Genomic DNA, 22,435 nt, shown 5'->3' with positions numbered 1-22,435 from the left:
TTGCTAGTGTCACTCCCCTATGCCTCGGGGAGCCCTAGCTCTAGGAGAGTAGCTTAAATGTGGGTTTTCCCCCCGGGATGCTGGGGGTAGTGAGGCTGTGCTAGGGTACCCAGTGCCTCTAGCAATGGCTACCCAGCATCCAGACTCCGCAAGCAGAGGGTTTACCGCGGAGGAGGAGGTCGAAGAGGCTCTGCGCGACCTGCTCCCTAGGGATCGTGGAGGCCTAGGGCTGGATGAGAAGATGATAGATTATGAGGGGAAGCTCACGCCTTATCACCAGGTAGCGTGGGTTGTTGAGGAGACCCTCCGCTATGGGCTGCAGCCCGGGGAGGACTTCCTCATAACGCCTAGGATACCCTCGGAGAGGCTTGAGGACCCGGAGCGCCAGGTAATGGTGCTCTGGGGCGTTCTAACAGCCAACAAGAGGTCGATAGTCAGGACGGGCAGCCAGGCAGTCAAGTATATAATAACTCCTATGTGTTCTAGTGGCTATGAGGTTTATGTGCTTCAGCGCAGGATATTCAAGATTCAGAGGCTCGCAGAGGAGGAGCTCGGCGTAAAGACCGGCCACATAGAGGTTATACCGCTCGTTGAGGACATGGAGTCACTCCTGCATGTCGATAAGATACTAGAGGGCATGAAGAACGCGCTGCTAACCTACCTAGGACTGCACTACAGCCACTACCGCGTCCTCCTAGGCAAGTCGGACACCGCGCTAGCTTACGGCCACGTGGCCTCCAGTATAGCTATGGTCTATGCCCTCTCCCGTCTCCACCGCTGGGCCGAGAAGGAGAATACACGTGTACACCCTATAATGGGTGTTGGCGCGCTTCCTTTCCGCGGCCATCTTTCGCCCTGGAGTGTTAGAGAGTTCGTCAAGCAGTATGCCGGCTACTCGACTGTAACCATCCAGTCTGGCCTCCGCTACGACCAGGGGCCGAAGGCCGTAGAGAAGGTGGTGGATGAGCTGCACCGTAATCTTCACGCGCAGCCTAGGCTGCTTAGCCAGGAGGAGGAGAGGCTGCTAATAAGCATAGCCAAGGTGTTCACCGCGGAGTACCTACGCCTAGTGCTGCGTATAGTCGACATAATACCCTATATAGCCAGCTTTGTCCCCCGTAGAAGGGCTAGGCTCTCCCACGGAGAGTATCCACGGAGCATTGAGGCCAGCCCGGCATTCGCGGCGGACCGGGAGCTTCTCTCCATGAAGCCTCCTAGGAGCCTCAAGCTCCCAAGAGCCATATCCTACGCTGCTAGCCTATACACAATGGGTATACCCCCGTCACTCATAGGGTTTGGCCGAGGGCTTAGACGCGTAGAGAAGGAGCTTGGTAGCGATGCTGTCGAGCATCTACTCCATGCACTGCCGCTGCTAAAGCAAGACATAAAATATGATCTAAGGTTCTACGTGCCTGAGGTGGCAGCTAGCTTCATAAAGGATCCTAAAGCCTTTAGCCTCCTTGAGCAGGATGTTGAGATGGCCAAGAGCATTGTCGGAGGCGACCCGCCGGAACCCACCGAGGAGTATGTGGAAGCCCTCAAGAGCGCTGAGCGCGCTATAAGGCTTGGGCTTAAGGAGGCTGCGGAGAAGGCCATAGCCCGTGCAGGCGTCCTCCGCGGGAGCCTGGGCTGAGACCCACCTGTAGGATGAAGCTAACGAGATTCTTCAGCCTCCGCCATACACGCTCATCGCCTGCGCTCGCCCCTAGCGAACGTCATCACCGCTTTCCCTCAAGGCATTAGGGCTGGCGCTTAAAATTGAGCTATGAGAGCCCTTGGACGAGTTATGCTTCCTCACCCTCATCCTGGGGAGCCGGCGTAGAGCTTATAACCACGAGTTAGGATCATGCCATCCTTGGTGCATGGAGGCCCGCGGGCGGGCCCGTCGTCTAGCCTGGTTAGGACGCCGCCCTTACACGGCGGAGGTCCGGGGTTCAAATCCCCGCGGGCCCACCACTCTCCAGCCTCCTCTCAGAGGCTCCTTGCGCTCATTCTGGTGCGTCCTGTCCTGCGCTTCATAGCTGCTTCTCCACCATGCTTTTACTCCCCCTCAAGACGCACTCCCCCTCTTGGGCTTAGGGGAGGGCTCCAGAGCTTTAAGAAAGGCGAGGCTTTGGGGGCGGCGTCTTGGCGCATAAGCTTCCCTGGAGGATAGTGGCCGAGTGGACGGATGAAGGAGAGGCGTGTATACGTAGTGTGAAGAAGATATACGCTGCAGGATCTACGAGGTTCCAGGAATACCTTATAGCTGAGCTTGCAGGCATAGGGAAGGCCCTTGTCCTCGACGGCAAGGTGCAGAGTAGCTTGTTTGACGAGCACTGGTACCATGAAGCCCTGGTACACCCGACGCTGCTGTCTCATCCCTGCCCCCGGCGGGTTCTGGTAATTGGTGGTGGAGAGGGCGCCACTGTCAGAGAGGTGCTGAGGCACAGCTGTGTGGAGCACGTAACCATGGTTGATATAGACAAGGAGCTTGTGGAGCTTGCTAAGAAGCATCTGCCCGAGTGGCACCAGGGAGCTTTCGACGATGAGAGGCTGGAGCTAGTGCTAGAGGATGGACGCAAGTTCCTCTCTGAGACTAGTGAGCGGTTCGACGCAGTTATACTTGATCTGGTGGACCCCATGGAGGGAGGACCGGCGGCTCTCCTCTACACGCTTGAGTTCTATAAGCTCGTCGCCGGCGTCCTGGAGCCCGGCGGGATAGTGGTGACTCAGGCATCCTCGCCGGTGCTCACTCCAAGGGTCTACGCCACTGTAAGGAACACCATGGCCTCGGTGTTCCGTATTGTAAGGCCTTATGTTACCTATGTGAGAAGCTATAATGGGCTCTGGGGCTTTGTGGCAGCCTCCGACGCCGTTGATCCTGCGGCTCTCCGGGCCGCAGATGTGGACAGGCTGATCCGGGAGAGGATTAGGGGGACTCTACGCTTCTACGATGGCGCTACACACGAGTGGATGTTCACTTTGCCAAAACCCATACGTGACAGCCTTGAACGCTACACCGACGTAGCCACCGATAGTAACCCCGTCTATGTTCCTGTATAGGCTGTGCTGGGTTTTTGCGTGGGCTTATGCCCGGGGGAAGCAAGTGTAAAAGCCCCCAGTCCGATGTTAAGGCTATCCGGTCACCTGGGCGCCGGGGTGGCCGAGCGGTCCAAGGCGGTGGGCTCGAGACCTGCATGTATCCCTTTCCGGCTGCCCAAGGCTCCGGGAGACCCACTGCCCCGTGGAGGGGCGCGCGGGTTCAAATCCCGCCCCCGGCGCCACACTTAAGCTTCAAAACCTCCCGGGGGGCTCTGTCCATCCCCCGGGAGGGCCTGCTGGGCGCGGGGGTGCCCGAGCCAGGTCAAAGGGGGCGGGCTGAGGACCCGCTGGCGTAGGCCTGCGTGGGTTCAAATCCCACCCCCCGCACCACCCCTACCTACCCTCCATTGTACACCACGGGCCCTATGTAGAGGCTGCCGCCCCTGGTCCTCATTACGTAGACTTGCCTAGAGCAGGCTAGGCTGCCACTCTGGCTGCAGAGTCTCGCCTCGATCCCGGTCACCGGCTCCATTACTGTTATGCAGCCCTCTAGGCTCCGGCAGGCGAGCTTCATTCCCCGTTTGGCTGCCAGGCTGCAGAGCGGCTCTATGCTGCATGGAAGATCTACGTGGCTCTGCCTAGCCCTCATACAGCCCTTCGGATGATAGTGGGCCTTCAGCCTCAGTGCTGACCCGTGTAGCGTGAATATTATCAATAACGGTTTCTTGCACATGGCGGAGGCTCCGCCGACGCGTGCCCGTGCACCAATGCCGCTTAAGAGCTAACTGTTAGCATTGAAGCTGCATCTGCGGCCACTGGTACCTGCCTAAGCGTATCTAACCCTGGGCTCGTGTCCCCTGGAATGCGGCGTCTCTTCAGACTCTACTGGTGGCCTGCTATGGCTAGCCGTAATGGTGGTTTCCACGTAGAAGAGGCCGACATAGATATTGGTGATTCCGCTGCTCTCCTCAACCCTAAGGATGCTGAGAACCTGGGTATCCCCGCAGGCTCCCGCGCAGTTGTGGTGTGCGGTGGCCGGAGCCTTGGTGTGGTAGCGCTCCATAGTACCCGGGTTGAGCCCGGCTCACTGGCGCTTACCCGCCAGGCTCTCGAGAGGCTGGGCGAGTGCAGAGCCGCTGAGATATACCCCCTCGAGTTCCCTGCCAGCTTTGATGCCTTCGAGCGTAGACTTGAAGGTAAGCGCCTCGATGCAAATGACTACAAGCAGCTCATAGGCGACATTGTGGCCGGGCTCTACGATGACGCGCAGATAGCAGCGTTCCTAGTGAGCCAGATGCATTACAGGATTACCGAGGATGAGCTCGTCTACCTAATACGGGCAATGGTTGACACCGGCGATGTCGTAGCCTTCGGCGAGCCCGTGTACGATGAGCACAGCATAGGCGGCGTCCCGGGCAATAGCAAGGTTGCGCTCCTAGTGGTGCCTATAGTGGCTTCCCGAGGGCTGCTCATACCCAAGACGAGCAGCCGAGCCATAACAAGCCCAGCCGGCACAGCGGATACAATGGAAGTGCTTGCAAGGGTGACATTCACCCCAGAAGAGATACATGAAATGGCCCTCAAGGCTCGCGGGCTCATAGTGTGGGGCGGTGCCCTCAACCTCGCGCCCGCCGACGACATATTCATACGGGTTGAGAGGAGACTCGGCATAGACCCTCCAACACAGATGGTTGCCAGCATCTTGGCCAAGAAGCTTGCCATGAGCGTTTCAAGGCTTGTTATAGACATACCTGTGGGCCGTGGAGCCAAGGTCGAGAACGAGAAGGACGCCACGTCCATGGCCTCCCTGTTCCTCTCGCAGGCGGGCAGGCTCGGGATAAACATGAGGGTAGCAATAACCTACGGCAACGAGCCTATAGGCTATGGCGTCGGCCCAGCCCTGGAGGCTCGTGAAGCGCTTGAAACCCTCATCAAGGGTGATGGCCCCCTGAGCCTTGTGGAAAAGGCGTGCAGCCTGGCCGGTCTTGTGCTTGAGCTGGGCGGCGTGGCCCCACGTGGCGGCGGCTATAGCCTGGCATGTGAATCGCTTAGAAGCGGGGCAGCCTACAGGAAATTTAGAGAGATACTAGATATTCAGCAGGGCGACCCCGACATTAAGCCTGAGGACATACGCCTGGGGCGTAAGCAGATAACGCTAAGGGCGCCGCGGGACGGGGTGGTGTCGACGATAGATAATGTTGCCATAACTCTCGCGGCTAGGGCTGCCGGCGCGCCGGATGACAAGTCGGCTGGCATAAGGCTTCATGTTAAGACGGGGTATAGGGTGAAGAAGGGCGACCCCTTGCTCACTATATATTCTTCCAGCGATGCGCGGCTACATGAGGCGCTGAGGGTGGTTGAGGAGCATGAGGCGGTAATAATAGAGGGGGTAGTGGTCAAGCTTTTCCCCTGAACAGTTCCGGGGGACGGATAAGCATATATAGAGAGCTTATGTTGTGAGGCAGCGCCGGCAAGGTCTTGTTAATGTAGAGCGGTGGATGGAGGTAAAGCTATGCAATTCTGTCCCCGCTGTGGCGGACTAATGATACCAGTTAAGCGTGAAGATGGCAAGGTGGTGCTACGCTGTACAAGGTGCGGCTATATTATGACCGTGGAGAGCAGCCAGCTGAGGGACTATACCATAGTCGGCGCTACCCCGAAGGAGGAGCGCACTATAACAACATTAAAGGTGAGCGAGGCCAAGCGCAAGCCCCCCAAGTCGCTTGAGGAGTGGGAGCAGGAGCGTGATGAGTACAAGGAGGTGCTTCAGGAGCTACTCCAGGAGGAGCTTGAAGGCGAGGAGTAGCGCTGGATCCCGTGCCTCCTCACTCTAAGCGCCCAAGCCATTACGCATTGTTTTTCGCGATCCTCGGTTGCTATGAGCGGTATCCTCGTTGACTAACATTAACAAAGAATATCTGGCACATCCTGTTGACATAGTATTCGCTACACGGAGCTTGCTGGGCGCGGGGGTGCCCGAGCCAGGTCAAAGGGGGCGGGCTTAAGACCCGCTGGCGTAGGCCTGCGTGGGTTCAAATCCCACCCCCCGCACCAGTTAGTGGGTACAGGGAGCCTGCACGTCCACCTCAACTGGTACGGGCGTCGGGGCTCCATGCTTCCTCACTATCGCGGTACCTTCTTCCAGGCTTGAGAGCAGCGAGTCGTCCTCAAGGCCTATTGCACGTGCAACGAGAAGCCTATCGTTTACCGAGACTATTCTATGTGCCACTATCGTATTGAAGTTAGCCTCGCTCAGCTCGGGGAGCAGGCGTGGGGTGTGGACAACCATTACGAAGCCTATACCGTATTTGCGTGTTTCAGCTAGCAGCTCGGGGACTACATTGTTGTTTAGCAGATTGTGAGCCTCCTCCACAACTATGAGGATCCTGGCTGGCTGTCCAGAGGTGGCGAGGGTGTAGAGCATTTGGAGAAGATATATGGCGTACATCTTCCTTATGCGTGTTGAGCGTATAGAGTCGAGCCGGATTACTGTCGGCATTGGGTCCTTGAGATTCGCTATGGCTTCAAACCTCCTTGTGCCCCTTATCGTGAATAGGTCTGCATACCCGCTGGTTGTTATCAGGTTTAATCTCCTCAGGAGGGCTAGCCATATCTCCCTCTCTGCCTTCGTCATTTCATCCCGTTTCCTGGCTACTACAGAGGATATGGCCCGTAGCAGCTCGTGCACAGTGTTCCCCGATTCAAGAATACCCTGGATCTCCTCAATGACACCTGGCTCGAGCTGGCTGGTTAGGGCGTCGAGTAGTCCTTTAGCCGTGTTAACGCTCTGGCTGGCTGCCAGGGCTAGGAACGCGGCCAGTATGCTCGACTGGAAGGGGCTAAGCTCCAGCACGCTTTCCAGCACTGAGATGGAGGACTCGAGGGGGATGCTGGGGCTCGTGAAGGCCACGGGGGGCAGCCTGGGGTGGGAGAAAACGTTGTATTCATCTACGCCCTGCTCCCGGAGTAGCTGCTCGTACTCTCCATGCCAGTCGAGTATAACCGGCTTGAAGCCTATCCTGCTGCTGCATGCAGCTATCCTTGCAGCGGTGTGGCTCTTACCGGAGCCCGTCGCCCCCACAACGAGCACGTGGCGCAGGAGAGCCTCCTCGTCAAGCACCAGGGGGGAGCCGGCACAGTAGCCTAGGACCAGGCCTCCAGCCTCCGCCCCTCCGGGGTACCCATTGCACCAGAGTATTTCATTGCCGCGGGGAGGCGGTAGCAGTGTGTACCCCTCATCCCCCTTCTGGCTTCCCGGCTCGCTTAGCAGAAGCCCTGGAGCCGTGACCGCGGCCTGGTACTCGCGTGCCGGCAGCTCTATCCTCGAGCTGCATGAGCCCGAGCGGCACTCGAAAACGTAGCGGCCGCCCGCGCCTAGCAGGCGCTTGTAGAACACGTCCATGTAGTCTACAAACTGCTCCCGGACCCCGGCCACTTCTAGGATGCTGGCCCGGCTGAGCAGCCTGCGGATCTGCTCCAGCGCCTGCAATAGACGCCCGTCAGAACCTCCGCGTGCGCGGCGTGGGCCCGGGATACGCTTCAGCGAAACTGCCTAGGAGCCCCGGCCGAGCATTTTGAATAGCCAGCGCAGCCTAGGCCTCCTGGCCCTCGGCATGCACCGGACGGGCGGCCTCCCAAACTCCCTCCTAAGATGTATGAATAGCAGCGCGGCGTGTACAGCGTCGCTCACAGGATCGTGGAATCTCCGTGGGGGCATGTGCAGGCCAAGCGTTGCAGAGAGCGCATCCTCAAGGGTGAGACGCCCCGCCTCCACTGCCCTGCCCCTAATACTCGGTACGCTCAGCAGCCACGAGAGCACGTCGACGTAGCAGAGCTCTTCGGCGCCAACTCTCCTACGCCTGGCCTCGGCAGCCAGGAACTCTACGTCATGACGCCCGTATACCACTAGGACTCTGCCCCTCACCGCCCTAAGCACGTCCTCAAACCAGCCTTCGGCGCGGCAGGAGCCCGTGACCCCATGCACCAGCGCCGAGGCGCCAACGGTGCGAGGCGGCTCGGAGTAGTACACGACCCCCGAGAGGTCCAGAGTATGGCCGTCGAAAGGCACCACTGCCACCGAGACCAGCCTGCAGTTATTAGGGTCGAGGCAGGTGGCCTCTACATCAACCGCGGCGTAGCCCCGGCCCCTCACGGCCCCATACCCCGGCTCCTGGCATAGTCCACAAACCGCTGGACTGTGCGTAGGACGGAGCGGAGAATCGAGCGCTCCAGGCCGCTCAGCTCGCCCGTCTCTACCCTAGTCCCGCCATGGACCGCCTGGATCCACAAGGTAAAGGAGAGCAGTAGCTCGTATGCCTCAGCCACGTCGGCCGCCAGGTCCCCCGGAACCACGCCAATAGCTGCCAGTTCACGTAGCCTATCAAGCGTGTTAACCGGCTTCCAAACCCCCTCAGCCATGGCGAACGCCTTGACCGCGTAGACCACTGGCGCGAGCCCGTGAGCCTTGAGGTCTAGCTCGCGTGGAAGCCTGCCAGCCAGCCCCAGCCTGGGCCTATAAGCGGGGAGCACTTCCAGGATGTAGCTGCTGGATCCCCGGAGGCTCTCGGCTATACTCCTTCGAACCCACTCGGCCGCACCCTCCCTTCCCCAGACGTTCGCGGCGTCATACATCATGCTGAGCATGACGAGGTTTTCATCCCGGGGGTTAGCAGCCATAGAGCCTATAGCCTCGGCCAGGGCGTCTCCAGAGTATAGGAGGCGCCGAGCAGTATAGCCCTGCCTACAGCCGGGGAAGCCCGCCTTATCGAGGATAGACTCCACCTCCTCGGCAAATGCACGTGCACGGCCCTCCCCTAGGCCCCAGTAGACCAGCATGGTATCCCTATCGCTCGCGAGAAACTGCTCAAGCCTCCCATTACTGCCTAGAGTAAGGTAGGCAACTCCACTCTGTCCGATGCCAAGCCTCCTAGCTGCTAGATCAGCAGCCTTCTCCATAACGCCTCTAAGGGCTAGGCTCGCCATACGCACGAGATGCGCAGCCTCCCTGCCTTCTCCCGGGCGGAGGCGGCGAGCCTCCCGGCGGAGTACACGGACAAGCTCGTGATACCGCTCGGCGAGCTCCTCCACGCTGGAGGCGCTACGTATGCGCCGGAGCATATAGAGGGGCCCTAGGGCCTCCGCGTAGGCTATATCACGTACACTGACGACCCCCTTCACCCTGCCATCATCGTCAACCACGACTAGGTGCTTCACATACCTCCGCATCATGAGATAGGCAGCCTCCATGCATGTAGCTGAGGTCCTCACGGAGAGCGGGTTAGGCGTCATATACTCGGACACGGGCCTCGATAAATCCATGTGAAGCGCAACCAGCCGGCGAAGATCAGTATCAGTGAATATGCCCAAAGGCCTCCGCTCACCATCAACAACGACTATCGAGGAGACACCCTCACGGTGCATTATGCCGACCGCTTCAACTACCGGAGTCTCGGGGCTAACCGTCACCGGGCTGCGATACACAAGGTCACTAACCGAACACGACTCCTCATCGCTGAGAGCAAGAACCGCGCGAGCACATTCGGTATCGGCGTAAATCACCACGGACTCTCGTACAGCCTTTACACCACCCTCCGAGACAACGTAGTCACCCGGCTCAAACTCCTGCTGCCCAACAGATAGCAGGCCGCTATAAACTATGTAGAGCCCAGGCTCCCGCGCCTCCTCGCCCTCACGGAGAAGCATGACACGGCTACAGGCAAGCATGTTCTCGAGAAGGCTGGGAGGAGAGTGGGGAAACACCTTAGAGTGCAAAAAAACTAGGAGATCACGCGGCACGCGCCTCCTCATCGGTGGCACCCCTAGCAGCAACGGTGGCAGCGCTCTCTGTACGGACCGGTACGCGTATGCGCTCCACCAGCTCCTGCACCTGCCTCGGAGGCTCACTGGTGGCCAGCGACACCACTATGTTCACTATCAAGTTTACTAGGAAGCCGATAACGCCCCATGCTATAGTGCCTATCTTCTGGCCCGCTATGCTTACGGGACTCATGTAGCCCAGCGACACGCCCACGACGTACGGCACAGCAACTATCAGCCCCGCAAGCATGCCGGCGATAGCACCCTCCTTGGTGGCCCTCTTCCAGTGCAGGCCCAGCAGCATCGCGGGAGTCAGCGTTGAGGCAGCGAAGGCGAAGGCCCATGCCACAGTCTTGGCTATATAGGCCTTTATCACGGGGTTGGCAGCCATCAGGTACGCTAGCAGGCCAGATATGAACGCTATGCTCACCATTGATATCCTTGCTATCATCAGCTCCTTCTTCTCGCTAGCCCTCGGGTTGATTATCGACTTGTAGATGTCACGCGTGGCAGCAGTGGTCATGGCCAGTATCAGACCGTCAGCCGTGGATAGCGCGGCGGAGATACCGCCCACCAGTATTATCGAGGCTATTACGGGCCCTAGGCCGTACATGTCGGGTAGGCCTAGCACAGCTATGTCCTTATGGATGCTGAACACGTCCTTACCGTACTCGAACACGCCATCACCATTCTCATCTACAAGCTTTATTAGCCCAGCCTCCATCCACTTCCTAACCCAGCTGATGCTCATAAGCTTCTGCTTCACAGCATCAAACGGCTGGCCATCCATGCTCTTAACCAGCGCGGTCAGCTGGTACTCCTTCTCACCCGCCAGCGCGGCGTACACCGGGGCTGTGAGGTATAGCAGGCTGATGAATAGCAGGCTCCAAGCCACGCTCTTACGTGCATCCCTCACGCTGGGCACAGTGTAGAACCTCATCAGCACGTGCGGCAGCCCCATGGTGCCAAGCATCAGCGCCAGTGTGCTGAGCACCCAGTTGAGCTGCCCAGTACCGCTGGCATAGGGGCGCCAGAACGGCTCGGTCCATGCATGCCCCTTTAGCTGCTCGACTATCTCGTCAACCTTCTCCACGTGCTGCCCGTAGGCTATATGGGGTATTGGATGCCATAGGTGGCTTATGAGCACTATCGGGATCCAGTAGGCAGTTATCAGCACGATGTACTGCGCCACCTGGGTCCAGGTAATGCTCTTCATTCCGCCGAGGCTGCTGTAGAGTATCACTAGCAGAGGCGCTATCAGAGTCATTATGGTGGCGTCGACTCCGAAGGCCCTGGACAGCACTATACCTACGCCCAGCAGCTGGCCGGTCAGGTAGGTCAGCGACACTACGTAGAGCATTATGACAGCGAATAGCCTGGCAGTCTTACTGTAGTAGCGGTCCTCGAAGAAGTCCGGTATGGTGTACTTGCCGTAGCTGCGCAGGAACGGTGCCACAAGCATGGCAAGCAGCACGTAGCTAAGGCTCCAGCCTATCAGGAAGACGCTGGCATCGTAGCCTAGAATAGCCACGGCGCCCGCCATTGATATGAAGCTAGCACCGCTCATCCAGTCAGCGGCAGTAGCCATGCCGTTGCGGAGCGGCGAGACCCTGCGGGCCGCTACGTAGAACTCCTCCGTGCTAGTGGCGCGGGCCCTATAAGCTATTAGGATATAAGCTATTATGGTGGCCGTTAGGAAGGATACCGCGAGTACATCCATCCACGCCCACCCCCTAGGCCTCTATACCATACTTCTCGTCGAGCTTGTTTATGGTAAAAGCATAGGCGAAGGCTAGGACAACGCCAAGCGCTATGCTTACCTGTATCATCCACCAGTTCAGCGGCGCGCCATTGATCCTTGCAGGGCTACCTGGGGGCGCGTAGAGGCTCTTAGCAGGCAGATGTAGGCCGAAGGCTATTGCCAGCCATACCAGGAAGAAGACCAGCGTCGCTAGCATAAACGCCCTCTTGTACCTCTCATAGTCGACTCTAGCTAGTGCTGACAAGTCACCTCGCACCGGCTCCCGACGTACTCTCGGTAGAAGTATTTAAAACTAATTACTCCAGTTGTAAAAGTATAAAGAGTTATAGAACATGTAGAATTATGTATGCGGATATATGCTAAGCTCACAAGGAAACAGAAGAAGCAGGATGAAGACCGGGCCGGGCATCAACGTAGTATCGATACATCCTGGCCGAGGCGAACAATTACATCCGCTTGATTCCGGTGTCGCAGCGTGATAGGGATCAGGATAGCGTGATTAGGCAACGTATATTATGGAGTAACGCAGGAACGGCGTCAGGGAACAGCTGTAAACCAGGCCGTGGCGGGCATCTGCGCCATAATACGGTTGAAGCCAGGGTTACGGCTGCGGCTTTGAGGGTTGGTGCGGCGGCCGGGATTTGAACCCGGGATCGCCGGCTTGGAAGGCCGGCGTCCTAGTCCAGGCTAGACGACCGCCGCGCTCCATGCCGATGTTGTCCCTAAAAGGCCGGCGGATTATATCCCTTGATGCCGGGGGCCTGTGCTGAGAAGAGGGTCTCTTGACCCCCGAAGACGGGGATGAAGAGAGCCGGAAAAGCTGAGACCCTCCTCGCTTGAACCATTAGTGGTTAGCCTTAAGAGTCCCTGGCGGCGTGCCCCCTAGACATGGTGCCGCCGTAGCTCAGCGGGAGAGCGCCCGGCTGAAGACCGGGCGGTCCGGGGTTCGAATCCCCGCGGCGGCACCATCGGTGCCGCCCGGTCCGCATGCTCCCCTCTGCTTCTCGCTTCCCAGCGTCTAGAGAGGCCCGGTGATGAGGACTTGCCCATGCGAGCCCCTCGAGGAGGGGCGTTGACGTGGTACCGTGGCGGCTGAGGCTTCTTGCAAGCCTCTTGCCTGCCCCTCGGGGTCCCAGGGCAGTGCTACTTATAGAGGGGCTCACTCTGGCCGGGGCGCCTGGGGAGCAGGTATCGCGTGGACTGAGGTGAGCTGGCCTGAGCGAGCAGCAGTATAGGTACATTGTTAGAATAGCCGGCACGGACATACCGGGCGATATTAAGACTGTTTATGGGCTCTCGTTGATCAAGGGTGTTGGTGTTAACTTTGCCCTCGCTCTCTGCCGGCTCCTGGGCATAGATCCGAACAAGAGGATAGGCTTCCTCACAGACGCGGAGATAGAGAGGATAGAGAACGCTATAGCCAATCCCACCGCGGTGGGTATACCTTCCTGGATGCTGAACCGCCGTAAGGACTACGAGACAGGCAAGGATCTACACTTAGTAGGCGCTGATCTAATATACTATGTGAGGAGGGATATAGAGCGTGAGAAGAGGATTAGAAGCTGGAGGGGTATACGCCACGCCCTCGGCCTCAAGGTGCGCGGCCAGAGGACCGCTACCACCGGCCGCATAGGCATGACCGTTGGCGTGAAGAGGCGCAAGTAGTGTTAAACTCGGGGTGGTGGCGATGGGTGACCCGAAGAAGCCGCGTAAGAAGTGGATGGGGCCTAAACACCCCTGGATCAAGGAGCGCCTGGTCCGCGAGATAGAGCTGATGGGCAAGTATGGGCTCCGTAACAAGAGGGAGCTGTGGAAGCTAGAGACGCTAGCTAGGTACTTCAGGCACCGCGCACGCGGTCTTCTGGCCCTGCCGCCGGAGGTTCGCGAGAAGGAGGAGAAGGCCCTCCTATCCCGCCTCCACGAGCTGGGCGTGCTGCCTGAGAACGCTACGCTTGACGACGTGCTCGGACTTACGGCGGAGCACTTCCTCGAGAGGAGGCTCCAGACCATAGTATATAAGAAGGGGCTCGCACGCTCAATACATGAGGCGCGCCAGCTTATAGTACATGGCCACATAGCCATAGCAGGCCGTAGGATAAGGAGCCCTGGCTACCTCGTCAAGAGAGACGAGGAGGAGCTTATAAGCTACACACCTACCAGCCCCCTCGCCAAGCGGGCTGCGGAGGAGGGCGCTCAATCAGAGGAGGCCCCTGGCTCCGAATAGCCGTGGATATAGCCAGCGGCGGTGGAGGGTGGTTCTGGAATGGCGTTCTCAGCTCGTGAGATAAAGTGGGGTGTTGCACACATATACTCCAGCTACAACAACACGATAATACACATCACGGACCTCACCGGGGCGGAGACAGTAGCCAGGGCCAGTGGTGGCATGGTGGTAAAGGCTGACAGGGAGAAGCCGAGCCCCTACGCCGCAATGCTGGCCGCCAGCAGGGCTGCGCAGCAGGCGATGGAGAAGGGCATAGCGGCGCTCCACATAAAGGTGCGTGCCCCCGGGGGCCACGGGCCAAAGACGCCTGGGCCTGGGGCGCAGGCCGCCATACGAGCGCTCGCCAGGGCAGGCTTCATCATAGGCAGGATAGAGGATGTGACCCCAATACCTCACGACACCACCCGTAGGCCTGGAGGCAGGAGAGGCCGCCGCGTCTAAGAACGCGGCACCCCCATCTCCCCTTTCCGTGTTATTCTGGCTCGGAGAGCCCTCGCGAGCCTGTCCCGCTTTAGGGCCTGGGGCGGTTTTCTCTCCCCGGCTCCATCGGCGCCGTGCTCCGGGCTGCTACGAGAGGTAAAGACCATGGAGGTATGTGTGCTGGAGAAGGCGGGTAACCGGCTTAGGGTTATGGTTAGAGACGCGCCGCTCCCCCTAATCAATGCTATAAGGCGTGCATGCTTCACCGAGGTACCCGTGATGGCTGTCGACATTGTAGAGGTGTTTGACAACAATACTGTGCTATATGACGAGATGATAGCGCACCGGCTCGGACTCATACCTCTCACGAGCAGCGAGGCCCTGCAGAAGTACAAGCGGCCCGAGGAGTGCAGGGACGCCAAGCTGGGCGACCCCGACTGCTACGTGGTTCTCCGCCTGGAGGCCGAGACGGGCCCCAAGGAGGAGCGGATAGTATACAGTGGAGACCTGGAGACCAGCGATCCAGGCGTGAAGCCGGTCTACGACAACATGCCCATAGTTGTGATGGCGCCTGACCAGAGGCTCAGGCTCCAGGCCTATGCTAGACTAGGCTATGGCAAGGAGCATGCGAAGTGGATGCCGGTGAGCGTGGCTGCGCATAAGTACCTGCCGGTGCTGGTCTTCGATTTGGAGAAGGCTAGCAATGAGTGCCTCGAGTGTATAGAGGCTGCCTACCCCCAGATAGTGGAGCAGATGAGGAAGACCGGTAAGGGCGAGATAAGGATAGTCGATGATATAAACGCTTCTGCCCTCTACTGGTGCGCCACCAAGAAGTGTGGGGAAGCCGTACAGCTGCGCTTCGACGAGAATACATTCCTCCTAAAGATAGAGTCTACGGGTGCGCTCGAGCCCGAGGAGATCCTTCGCGAGGCAGCAGATGCCATTGCGAGGAAGGCTGAAAATCTGCTCTCAGAGATAGCGCGGCTACGCCGGGAGAGGAGCTAGCACGGGTGAACGCCGGTGCAGGCCGTGAAGAGGACCGGACCGACAAACATACTGGTAAGAAAGACTATACGTGCGCTGAGGAGCGCCGCCCACCGGAATAACGCGCCCATATGGAGGTATGTGGCGGAGCTTATTGACAGGCCCCGTCGCCTCCGTGTAGAGGTCAACATAAGCAAGATAAACCGCTATACCAAGGCTGGTGACGTAGTAGTGGTTCCAGGGAAGGTTCTGGGCGCCGGCAGCATAGATCATCCCGTGACCGTGGCAGCCCTAGGCTTCAGCAGCCAGGCTGTGGAGAAGATACGCGCCGCCGGCGGCAGGGTTCTGCACATACTCCAGCTGCTCGAGGAGAACCCCCGAGGCAGCCGGGTAAGAATCATAGTATAGCCTATTTATGTTCCCGGCCTGTCGAAGGGCTGCGAGGGGACTCCACAATGGCGGTTAGGGTGGCTGCGCCCAAGCCCCCGGAGAGGGTGCTCTACATAGATGCTGCCAACCAGATACTCGGTAGGCTGGCTGCAGAGGCCGCGAAGAGGCTGCTGGAAGGCTACCGCGTCTACATAGTCAACGCTGAGAAGGCGGTTGTAAGCGGCGACCCGCTCATGGTTATACGCAGCTACAAGCTCTGGTGGGAGATAAAGGTCCACGTCAACCCCTACAAGTGGGCTCCCCATAGGCCGCGGAGCCCGATAGCGATAGTGCGCAAGGCTGTGCTCGGGATGCTGCCTAGGAGCAAGCAGAAAGGGCGTGAGGCTGCCCGCCGTCTCCGCGTCTACATAGGTGTGCCGGAGGAGCTGAAGGGCAGGCAGTTCGTGAGGTTCGCCTTCGCCGATGCGAGAAGGCTTGGTCACAAGTTTATACGAGTAGGAGAGCTGGCCCAGAGGCTGGGATGGAAGGGGGTGGCTCCTAGGCCTTGAGCAGCGAGTCCCGGGCGCCGAGGCTCCTGGGCGCCCACCTGCAGGCTGAGAAGCCAATACGTATAGTCGTATCGACGGGCAAGAGGAAGACCAGCATAGCTAGGGCCGTGATCAAGCCTGGGAAGGGCAGGGTCTGGGTCAATGGGGTCCCGGTGGAGATTTGGCCTATAGAGATGGCCCGCTGGAAGATGATGGAGCCGCTGCTCCTTGCGGGTGAGGAGATAGCCAACAGTGTTGATATACGTGTAACAGTTCGTGGCGGCGGTTACATGAGTCAGGCCGACGCAGTCCGCATGGCTATAGCAAGGGGGCTCGTAGCCTATACCGGGAGCGAGGAGCTGCGCAAGATCTACGAGGAGTACGACCGGTCCATGCTGGCCGGCGACCCGAGGCAGACGGAGCCAGAGAAGCCCATGAGGAGGAGCGCGAGGAGGCGCTGGCAGAAGAGCTACAGGTGACGCCCCATGATTACCCCTATACGCTGTTTTACCTGCGGAGCCCCGCTCGCCCAGTACTGGGAGGAGTTCCGTAAGCGGGTTGAGGCTGGCGAGGATCCCACCAAGGTTCTAGACGATCTTGGCGTCAGGAGGTACTGTTGCAGGAAGACCCTGCTAACCCATGTGCCTGCCATATACGAGGTGCGCAGGTTTAAGCGTGTGCTCTAGCTCCTTTAGGGGGCGAGCCGCCACGCCTATATTGCTCCTTCCGGATGGACCCCCGCCGGGTGCGTGGTTATGAGCCAGGAGGCGGGCAGGCAGCAGGGTACTGGTAGGACAGTCGAGCTGCTAGTACCGCTGGAGCGCTACCTCTCAGCAGGCATGCACATCGGCACGCATATCTGCACAGCATACATGAGGAGGTTCGTCTACCGCGTTAGGCCCGACGGCCTCTACATACTCGATATAAGGAAGACCGACGAGAGGCTCTGGGTGGCTGCTAAGTTCCTCGCGCGCTTTGACCCCTCAAAGATAGTGGCTGTCTCTGTGAGGCAGTACGGGCAGAGGCCGGTGCAGAAGTTCTGCACCTACATAGGCTGCAAGGCGCTCACGGGGAGGATTCTTCCGGGCACCTTTACCAACCCGAGCCTAGAGTGGTACATAGAGCCTGAGGTGATAGTGGTAAGCGATCCACGCGCTGACAGCCAGGCTGTGGACGAAGCGGCGAGGATGGGTATACCTGTAGTCGCTCTGGCCGACACCGATAACAGAGTCGAGAATATCGACCTCGTGATACCGGTTAACAACAAGGGTAGGAGGAGCCTGGCTCTAACCTACTGGATACTCGCCAGGGAGATACTAAGGGAGCAGGGTAAGCTCCAGCCCGGCCAGGACCTGCCGGAGCCTCCGGAGGCCTTTGAGTTCAAGGTGCGCCGGCGCTAGGGCTTACCCACCTGCCCTCCCTCAGCGCCTAGATCTATTTCCCTCTAAGCTCAGCGTTGTTCTGCGGCAGAGTTATCCAGCTCCCGAAAACCCTACCATAACGTAGGGGCTGCACAGATACCCCCTCTAGGCGCGCATAGCCTCTATGAGGGGTGACGGTGATGGCCGCCTACACGAGCCGGGTTGCAGGCGGAAAGAGGCTCCCCGCCGTGGCGGGGCTATTCTACGAGGCCGACCCCAAGGCGCTGAAGGCCCAGATAGAGTGGGCCTTCCGCCACCCACTAGGCCCGCGCAAACTCCCCGAGGTAAGTAGTGAGAGGAAGCCGGTGAGCAAGGGCTTCGTAGTGCCTCACGCAGGCTACATGTATAGCGGCCCTGTGGCCGCGCATGCCTACTACCAGCTGGCTCTGGAGGGTCCTGCCGAGACCTACGTGATAATTGGGCCTAACCACACGGGGCTCGGCGAGATAGTCTCGGTGTATCCGGGTGGCGTCTGGGTTACTCCTCTTGGCGAGGTAGAGGTTGACGCCGAGCTGGCCAGGGCCATAATAGAGGCTAGCAGCTACGCTGCGCCCGACGAGCTAGCGCACCGCGAGGAGCACAGCGTCGAGGTCCAGGTGCCTTTCCTCCAGTACCTCTTCGGCAACCGGTTCCGCATAGTGCCCATAGTGGTGTATGAGCAGACGCCCAGGGTCTCTGAGGACCTTGGAAGGGCGATACTAGAGGCTGTGGAGAAGACTGGCCGTGATATTGTAGTCCTGGCTAGTAGCGACTTCACGCACTACGAGCCGCACGACGTCGCCTCGTCGAAGGACAAGCTGGCTATAGATGCTATACTCGAGCTCGACCCCGTGAAGCTCTACGAGACCATAACGAAGTATAATATAACGATGTGCGGCCCGGGCGCTGTGATGGCTATGCTGTACTATGCCCGTGGAAAGGGGGCCGGCACGGCCAGGCTGCTCCGCTACGCCACCAGCGGCGACGTAGCCGGGGATAAGAGCAGTGTCGTAGGCTACGCCGCCATACAGGTTTACTAGTCCTCTTTACTAGCCCTCCCGGGGACGCGTCGCTGCCGGGAGCGGGGGAGGCAGGAGGGTTTGTACGAGTTCCCGCTAGCGCTCGTTTTCGCAGGCGTCCCGCTGCCGGGGAGGGAGAACCCCTACATAATCCTGGTTTCGCCCAACCCCCTCGTCTACATAGACGTTGACATCGACGAGGCAGAGGTTTCCTCCGCCTCTGTCAGAGGGCTCCAGCTCGGCTGGCGCTACGAGCTCGCAGTCAAGTCCTTTGTGGACACCCTCTCGGCGAGGCTTGAGCAGCCGCTAAAGGTAGTTGTGGAGGTGGAGAGCCCCCTCTCCTACCCCCCGGCTGCATCCGTCTACGCCGCTACAAGCCTGGCGGTCGTCAAGGCCGTGGCGGAGGCCGCCGGCTACGAGCTAGACCAGCGGGAGGTGCTCGAGTCGGCGAGCAGCGTGGACGAGGAGGCCGGGGTGCTGCTCGACTACCTGGATGGGCTCCGGGAGGCGCTGACGACTGGTAGGAGCCTTGTTTACCGTAGAGGGGAGGAGCCGCTAGGGCTCTCAACCGGGGCTAGGCTTGAACTGGAGCTGGTGGGGGAGGAGGATATAGGCGAGGAGGCTAAGGAGGTCCTGGAGGATCCTATAGGCTCAGCTGTCACCAGGCTCAGCGGGCTAGCGGTTGTAGAGGCTGCTAAGAGGCTCCGGGAGGGTGATACAGACGTTTTCCGGCTGGTGCAGCGCGTGGATAACGCTGTATTCTACCTCCTCTACGGCGCAGAGACACCCAGGGCAGAGTGCAAGTGGACTCCATCGCTTCAGAGGGTATATGGGGTATGCAGGCCGGGGGCCGGCGTGGGCGACCCAGTGGAGTTCGTGTTGTAAAGATAGGCGGCAGCGTGCTCACCGACAAGAAGAGCTTCAGGCTAAACTACCGAGTGGTAGACCGCGTGGCCGAGGAGGTGGCAAGGGCGCTAGACGAGGGGACACGCCTCGGGATAGTCCTGGGCGGCGGCAGTTATGGGCACATCACGGCCCATAATGCTCAAAACCTCGGCGCCCCCGCGGCGGAGGCTCTCTCGCTGGTAGCCATGTACATGCTTGAGCTTGCTATGGGGGTAGCGGATATCCTCTCCTCCAAGGGGGTTAACCCGCTCATCTACCCTCCTCACAGCTTCTGCAGCCCCGAGGGCCTAGTCCCCCGGTGCAACTGGGCCGGCATAGAGCGCGACATGGCCGTAGGCATAACACCTATCGTGTACGGCGACGTATACGCCTGCAGCGGGGGGTGGTGCATAGTATCCGGCGACGAGCTGGCTGTGGAGATGGCCTGCCGCCTCGGCAGCCCACAGCTGATATATGTCACTGATGTAGACGGTATCCTGGACCCTGGAGGAAGGCTTGTCGAAGAGGCCCGTCTGGAGGAGCTTGAGGGCCTGACACTGAGGGAGCCTGGGGACAAGGTGGATGTAACGGGCGGCCTTAGGAGGAAGATCAAGGCGGTGAAGGCCAACCGCTGCCCGGGGCTACACGAGGTGCTCGTGGTGAACGGGCTCCGCCCCGGCAGGATCTACAGCGCCCTCACTGGGCGCGGTGTAGGCACACGCATAATCCTCTAGCACCCCGCGGGCCCCGAGGCCTCTTCAAGGGCTGGTGCACGGGTGGGGTGTCGTTGACGGCTACATCGCCCAGGAAGCTCGACCATATAAGGGTCACGGTAGACAGCATTGTAGAGCACGGCGTAACCACCCTGCTAGAGGAGGTAGAGATAGTCTACAAGGCTCTACCCGAGGCATCGTTAGACGGCATAGACATGGGCTTAAGGTTCCTGGGTAAGAAGCTCTCAGCACCGCTAATGGTAACGGGCATGACCGGAGGCCACGCCGCGGCTGCGCGGATCAACTGCGCCATAGCCAGGGCGGTTGAGGAGCTAGGCCTAGCCATGGGGGTTGGGAGCCAGAGGGCCGCCATAGAGGACCCGGGTCTCGCGGAAACCTTCTCCATAGCTCGTAGGTGCGCCCCCTCCGCGGTGATAGTGGCTAACATAGGTGTGCCGCAGCTGGTGAAGGGGTATGGCGTGGGAGAGGCCAGGAAGGCTATAGAGATGCTGGACGCTGATGCTATAGCAATACACCTAAACGCTGCTCAGGAGGCCTTCCAGCCGGAGGGCGATACCGACTACCTGGGAGCGGTGGAGAAGATAAGAGAGCTTGTAGAGAAGCTGGACAAGCCAGTCATAGTCAAGGAGACGGGCCACGGCATCGGCATGGAGGCTGCCATGCTCCTCCGCTCAGCCGGCGTAAGGATAATAGACGTCTCGGGCGCAGGCGGCACAAGCTGGGTCAGGGTGGAGAGCTACCGCGCCCGGGCCAAGGGTGACGAGATCCTAGCTGAGGCGGCGGAGTCCTTCTCCAGCTTCGGCATACCCACCGCGCAGGCAGTGGTGGAGGCCAGGTGGGCCGCCCCCGACGCCTGCATAATAGCTAGCGGGGGCATACGCTCGGGGCTCGACGCGGCCAAGGCCATAGCGCTCGGCGCCGACCTGGCCGGCGTAGCCCTCCCCGTGATAAACGCCTACGCTCGGGGCGGCGAGCAGGGGGTGAAGGCACTCCTAGAAAGAATAGTGGCCGAGATCCGCGCAGCCATGTTCCTCACCGGGTCACGCAGCCTAGAGGAGCTGCGCAGCACGAGCCTCATCCTTAAACCAGGGCTGCGCAGCATCCTCGAGTCCCGGGGCGTGGATGTTCAGCTATACCTTAATGGCACCCGGCTACTGTACAAGCCTGGCAGCGGCTGCTCCCCCGTGTAGTCCGCTGCCGCGAGGCCCCGGTTAGAGGATGCTAGGCGAGGTCGAATGCCTTGCCCCAGCTGTCCGAGAGGCTTAGAAACTACATAGCTAGGGTAGCAAGCCTGGTCGACGGCTACATATACGCCCGGGTCTACGGCGAGCCGGAGGACCTATACAACGCGGCACTCCACCTGATACGAGCCGGCGGGAAGAGGCTACGCCCAGTAATAGTGGTGGCTGTCGCCGAGGCTCTGGGGGAAGAGGCTGAGAAGGCTCTACCCTTCGCAGCCTCGGTAGAGCTAGTGCATAACTTTACCCTCATCCACGACGATATAATGGACCGGGACGAGTTCCGCCGCGGGGTGCCCACAGTCCACAAGCTGTGGGGGGAGCCGCTAGCGATAACTGCGGGCGACCTCCTCTACGCTAAGGCCTTCGAGACGCTCATAGACGCCCGTGGCAGAGGGGTCCCGGCCGAACGAGTGGCGAGAGCCGTCCAGGTGCTAGCCAGGGCCTCGTCAACGATAGCGGAGGGCCAGGCCATGGACATAATGTTTGAGGAAGAGGAGGAGGTAGATATAGAGGACTACCTGAAGATGATACACAAGAAGACTGGCGCCCTCTTCGAGGCCTCGGCGGTCCTCGGCGGGCTTGTGGCGACAGACAACGAGGATATCCTCGCCTCCCTCGCGAGCTACGGCAAGAGTCTTGGCATAGCGTTCCAGATAAGAGACGATATACTGGGCATTATAGGCGACGAGAAAGAGCTGGGTAAGCCCGTTGGAAGCGATATAAGGAAGGGCAAGAAGACCCTCCCCATAATCTATGCCCTCTCCCGCCTCGAGGGGGAGGCGAGGGAGAAGCTCTTCTCCGTGCTCGGGAACAACGAGGCCACGAGGAAGGAGCTGGAGGAGGCTGCCAGGCTCATACGGGAGAGCGGCGCCATAGACTATGCGGAGAAGCTAGCAAGCCGCTATAGCGAGCAAGCTCTATCAGCGCTCCGCGTGCTCCCCCAAAACGAGTACCGGGAGATGCTTGAGGAGCTCGCAAGCTTCGCCGTCTCCAGAACGAGGTAGTGTCG

At 59.6% G+C, this 22,435-nt stretch carries 24 protein-coding genes and 6 tRNA genes; 23 read left to right on the top strand and 7 right to left on the bottom strand.

What is annotated here, in order from left to right:
• The first annotated feature begins 124 nt into the window (after positions 1 to 124).
• The 5 genes from ppcA (at position 125) to ACZ42Y_RS01835 (ending at position 3,414) form a co-directional block, all read left to right on the top strand.
• Entirely contained in the window at positions 125 to 1,633 is a 1,509-nt protein-coding gene (gene ppcA, locus ACZ42Y_RS01855; protein WP_464735559.1) for a phosphoenolpyruvate carboxylase, read from the top strand.
• Positions 1,634 to 1,878: 245 nt separating this feature from the next.
• A tRNA-Val gene (locus ACZ42Y_RS01850) sits at positions 1,879 to 1,956 on the top strand.
• A gap of 171 nt (positions 1,957 to 2,127) precedes the next feature.
• Positions 2,128 to 3,045 carry a polyamine aminopropyltransferase gene (gene speE / locus ACZ42Y_RS01845; protein WP_083494390.1) on the top strand — a complete coding sequence of 306 codons (918 nt, stop codon included), beginning with the start codon at positions 2,128 to 2,130 and terminating at the stop codon, positions 3,043 to 3,045.
• 90 nt (positions 3,046 to 3,135) lie between these two features.
• Positions 3,136 to 3,266: transfer RNA gene (locus ACZ42Y_RS01840), tRNA-Ser, on the top strand.
• A 60-nt stretch (positions 3,267 to 3,326) separates the two neighbouring features.
• Positions 3,327 to 3,414: transfer RNA gene (locus ACZ42Y_RS01835), tRNA-Leu, on the top strand.
• Positions 3,415 to 3,421: 7 nt separating this feature from the next.
• Here the strand turns inward: ACZ42Y_RS01835 and ACZ42Y_RS01830 are convergent.
• Entirely contained in the window at positions 3,422 to 3,673 is a 252-nt protein-coding gene (locus ACZ42Y_RS01830; RefSeq protein ID WP_464735558.1) for a hypothetical protein, read from the bottom strand.
• Between the two features lie 213 nt (positions 3,674 to 3,886).
• On the opposite strand from ACZ42Y_RS01830, the gene ACZ42Y_RS01825 reads away from it, so the two are divergent.
• The 3 genes from ACZ42Y_RS01825 to ACZ42Y_RS01815 all read left to right on the top strand — a co-directional run bounded on the left by ACZ42Y_RS01825 (position 3,887) and on the right by ACZ42Y_RS01815 (position 6,078).
• Positions 3,887 to 5,437 carry an AMP phosphorylase gene (locus ACZ42Y_RS01825; RefSeq protein WP_236698063.1) on the top strand — a complete coding sequence of 517 codons (1,551 nt, stop codon included), beginning with the start codon at positions 3,887 to 3,889 and terminating at the stop codon, positions 5,435 to 5,437.
• 99 nt (positions 5,438 to 5,536) lie between these two features.
• Positions 5,537 to 5,830 carry an RNA polymerase gene (locus ACZ42Y_RS01820; protein WP_464735557.1) on the top strand — a complete coding sequence of 98 codons (294 nt, stop codon included), beginning with the start codon at positions 5,537 to 5,539 and terminating at the stop codon, positions 5,828 to 5,830.
• A 160-nt stretch (positions 5,831 to 5,990) separates the two neighbouring features.
• Positions 5,991 to 6,078, top strand: a tRNA-Leu gene (locus tag ACZ42Y_RS01815).
• Position 6,079: 1 nt separating this feature from the next.
• On the opposite strand, the gene ACZ42Y_RS01810 is transcribed toward ACZ42Y_RS01815, so the two are convergent.
• From ACZ42Y_RS01810 to ACZ42Y_RS01785, 6 genes are all read right to left on the bottom strand, one after another.
• Positions 6,080 to 7,513: an ATP-binding protein gene (locus ACZ42Y_RS01810; protein WP_058370072.1), complete on the bottom strand. Its 1,434-nt coding sequence runs from the start codon at positions 7,511 to 7,513 to the stop codon at positions 6,080 to 6,082.
• A 63-nt stretch (positions 7,514 to 7,576) separates the two neighbouring features.
• Positions 7,577 to 8,176 (bottom strand): 3'-5' exonuclease, encoded by a 600-nt coding sequence (locus tag ACZ42Y_RS01805; protein WP_058370073.1) that lies wholly within the window; start codon positions 8,174 to 8,176, stop codon positions 7,577 to 7,579.
• Positions 8,173 to 9,831 carry a CBS domain-containing protein gene (locus tag ACZ42Y_RS01800; RefSeq protein WP_083494391.1) on the bottom strand — a complete coding sequence of 553 codons (1,659 nt, stop codon included), beginning with the start codon at positions 9,829 to 9,831 and terminating at the stop codon, positions 8,173 to 8,175. The genes ACZ42Y_RS01805 and ACZ42Y_RS01800 overlap by 4 nt, the downstream gene beginning before the upstream one ends.
• The gene (locus ACZ42Y_RS01795) at positions 9,809 to 11,560 is read right to left on the bottom strand and encodes a sodium:solute symporter family protein (RefSeq protein WP_464735556.1); all 1,752 of its coding nucleotides are present in this window, start codon (positions 11,558 to 11,560) and stop codon (positions 9,809 to 9,811) included. The genes ACZ42Y_RS01800 and ACZ42Y_RS01795 overlap by 23 nt, the downstream gene beginning before the upstream one ends.
• A 13-nt stretch (positions 11,561 to 11,573) precedes the next feature.
• Positions 11,574 to 11,858 carry a DUF4212 domain-containing protein gene (locus tag ACZ42Y_RS01790; protein WP_464735555.1) on the bottom strand — a complete coding sequence of 95 codons (285 nt, stop codon included), beginning with the start codon at positions 11,856 to 11,858 and terminating at the stop codon, positions 11,574 to 11,576.
• Positions 11,859 to 12,225: 367 nt separating this feature from the next.
• Positions 12,226 to 12,304: transfer RNA gene (locus ACZ42Y_RS01785), tRNA-Gly, on the bottom strand.
• 191 nt (positions 12,305 to 12,495) lie between these two features.
• Between ACZ42Y_RS01785 and ACZ42Y_RS01780 the strand changes: the two genes are divergently transcribed.
• The 15 genes from ACZ42Y_RS01780 to ACZ42Y_RS01710 all read left to right on the top strand — a co-directional run bounded on the left by ACZ42Y_RS01780 (position 12,496) and on the right by ACZ42Y_RS01710 (position 22,430).
• A tRNA-Phe gene (locus ACZ42Y_RS01780) sits at positions 12,496 to 12,570 on the top strand.
• A 247-nt stretch (positions 12,571 to 12,817) separates the two neighbouring features.
• Positions 12,818 to 13,267: a 30S ribosomal protein S13 gene (locus ACZ42Y_RS01775; protein ID WP_464735769.1), complete on the top strand. Its 450-nt coding sequence runs from the start codon at positions 12,818 to 12,820 to the stop codon at positions 13,265 to 13,267.
• 22 nt (positions 13,268 to 13,289) lie between these two features.
• On the top strand, positions 13,290 to 13,826 hold the full coding sequence (locus tag ACZ42Y_RS01770) for a 30S ribosomal protein S4 (RefSeq protein WP_058370079.1): 537 nt from the start codon (positions 13,290 to 13,292) through the stop codon (positions 13,824 to 13,826).
• Positions 13,827 to 13,865: 39 nt separating this feature from the next.
• Positions 13,866 to 14,267, top strand: coding sequence for a 30S ribosomal protein S11 (locus ACZ42Y_RS01765; protein WP_058370080.1), 402 nt, complete (start codon positions 13,866 to 13,868; stop codon positions 14,265 to 14,267).
• Positions 14,268 to 14,411: 144 nt separating this feature from the next.
• Positions 14,412 to 15,251: a DNA-directed RNA polymerase subunit D gene (locus ACZ42Y_RS01760; protein WP_058370081.1), complete on the top strand. Its 840-nt coding sequence runs from the start codon at positions 14,412 to 14,414 to the stop codon at positions 15,249 to 15,251.
• Positions 15,252 to 15,275: 24 nt separating this feature from the next.
• Positions 15,276 to 15,638 carry a 50S ribosomal protein L18e gene (locus ACZ42Y_RS01755; protein ID WP_058371307.1) on the top strand — a complete coding sequence of 121 codons (363 nt, stop codon included), beginning with the start codon at positions 15,276 to 15,278 and terminating at the stop codon, positions 15,636 to 15,638.
• A 47-nt stretch (positions 15,639 to 15,685) separates the two neighbouring features.
• Positions 15,686 to 16,168, top strand: coding sequence for a 50S ribosomal protein L13 (locus ACZ42Y_RS01750; RefSeq protein WP_058370082.1), 483 nt, complete (start codon positions 15,686 to 15,688; stop codon positions 16,166 to 16,168).
• A gap of 38 nt (positions 16,169 to 16,206) precedes the next feature.
• Positions 16,207 to 16,626: a 30S ribosomal protein S9 gene (locus tag ACZ42Y_RS01745; RefSeq protein ID WP_058371308.1), complete on the top strand. Its 420-nt coding sequence runs from the start codon at positions 16,207 to 16,209 to the stop codon at positions 16,624 to 16,626.
• 6 nt (positions 16,627 to 16,632) lie between these two features.
• Complete coding sequence (locus ACZ42Y_RS01740; protein ID WP_058370083.1) at positions 16,633 to 16,833, top strand: DNA-directed RNA polymerase subunit N; 201 nt, start codon at positions 16,633 to 16,635, stop codon at positions 16,831 to 16,833.
• Positions 16,834 to 16,902: 69 nt separating this feature from the next.
• A complete protein-coding gene (rpsB, locus tag ACZ42Y_RS01735) occupies positions 16,903 to 17,547 on the top strand; it encodes a 30S ribosomal protein S2 (protein WP_058370084.1) in 645 nt (214 codons plus the stop codon).
• Positions 17,548 to 17,708: 161 nt separating this feature from the next.
• Complete coding sequence (gene amrB / locus ACZ42Y_RS01730) at positions 17,709 to 18,587, top strand: AmmeMemoRadiSam system protein B (RefSeq protein WP_058370085.1); 879 nt, start codon at positions 17,709 to 17,711, stop codon at positions 18,585 to 18,587.
• A 60-nt stretch (positions 18,588 to 18,647) separates the two neighbouring features.
• Entirely contained in the window at positions 18,648 to 19,451 is an 804-nt protein-coding gene (locus tag ACZ42Y_RS01725; protein ID WP_058370086.1) for a hypothetical protein, read from the top strand.
• Positions 19,403 to 20,185 carry an isopentenyl phosphate kinase gene (locus ACZ42Y_RS01720; RefSeq protein WP_083494392.1) on the top strand — a complete coding sequence of 261 codons (783 nt, stop codon included), beginning with the start codon at positions 19,403 to 19,405 and terminating at the stop codon, positions 20,183 to 20,185. Before ACZ42Y_RS01725 ends, ACZ42Y_RS01720 begins: the two co-directional genes overlap by 49 nt.
• A gap of 53 nt (positions 20,186 to 20,238) precedes the next feature.
• On the top strand, positions 20,239 to 21,375 hold the full coding sequence (gene fni, locus ACZ42Y_RS01715; RefSeq protein ID WP_464735554.1) for a type 2 isopentenyl-diphosphate Delta-isomerase: 1,137 nt from the start codon (positions 20,239 to 20,241) through the stop codon (positions 21,373 to 21,375).
• 50 nt (positions 21,376 to 21,425) lie between these two features.
• Positions 21,426 to 22,430: a polyprenyl synthetase family protein gene (locus ACZ42Y_RS01710; protein ID WP_464735553.1), complete on the top strand. Its 1,005-nt coding sequence runs from the start codon at positions 21,426 to 21,428 to the stop codon at positions 22,428 to 22,430.
• Positions 22,431 to 22,435 lie beyond the last annotated feature (5 nt).

Source organism: Pyrodictium brockii (assembly GCF_055379715.1).
Note: the sequence above shows the minus strand (reverse complement) of the source record. Positions and strands in the feature narration are given on the sequence as shown.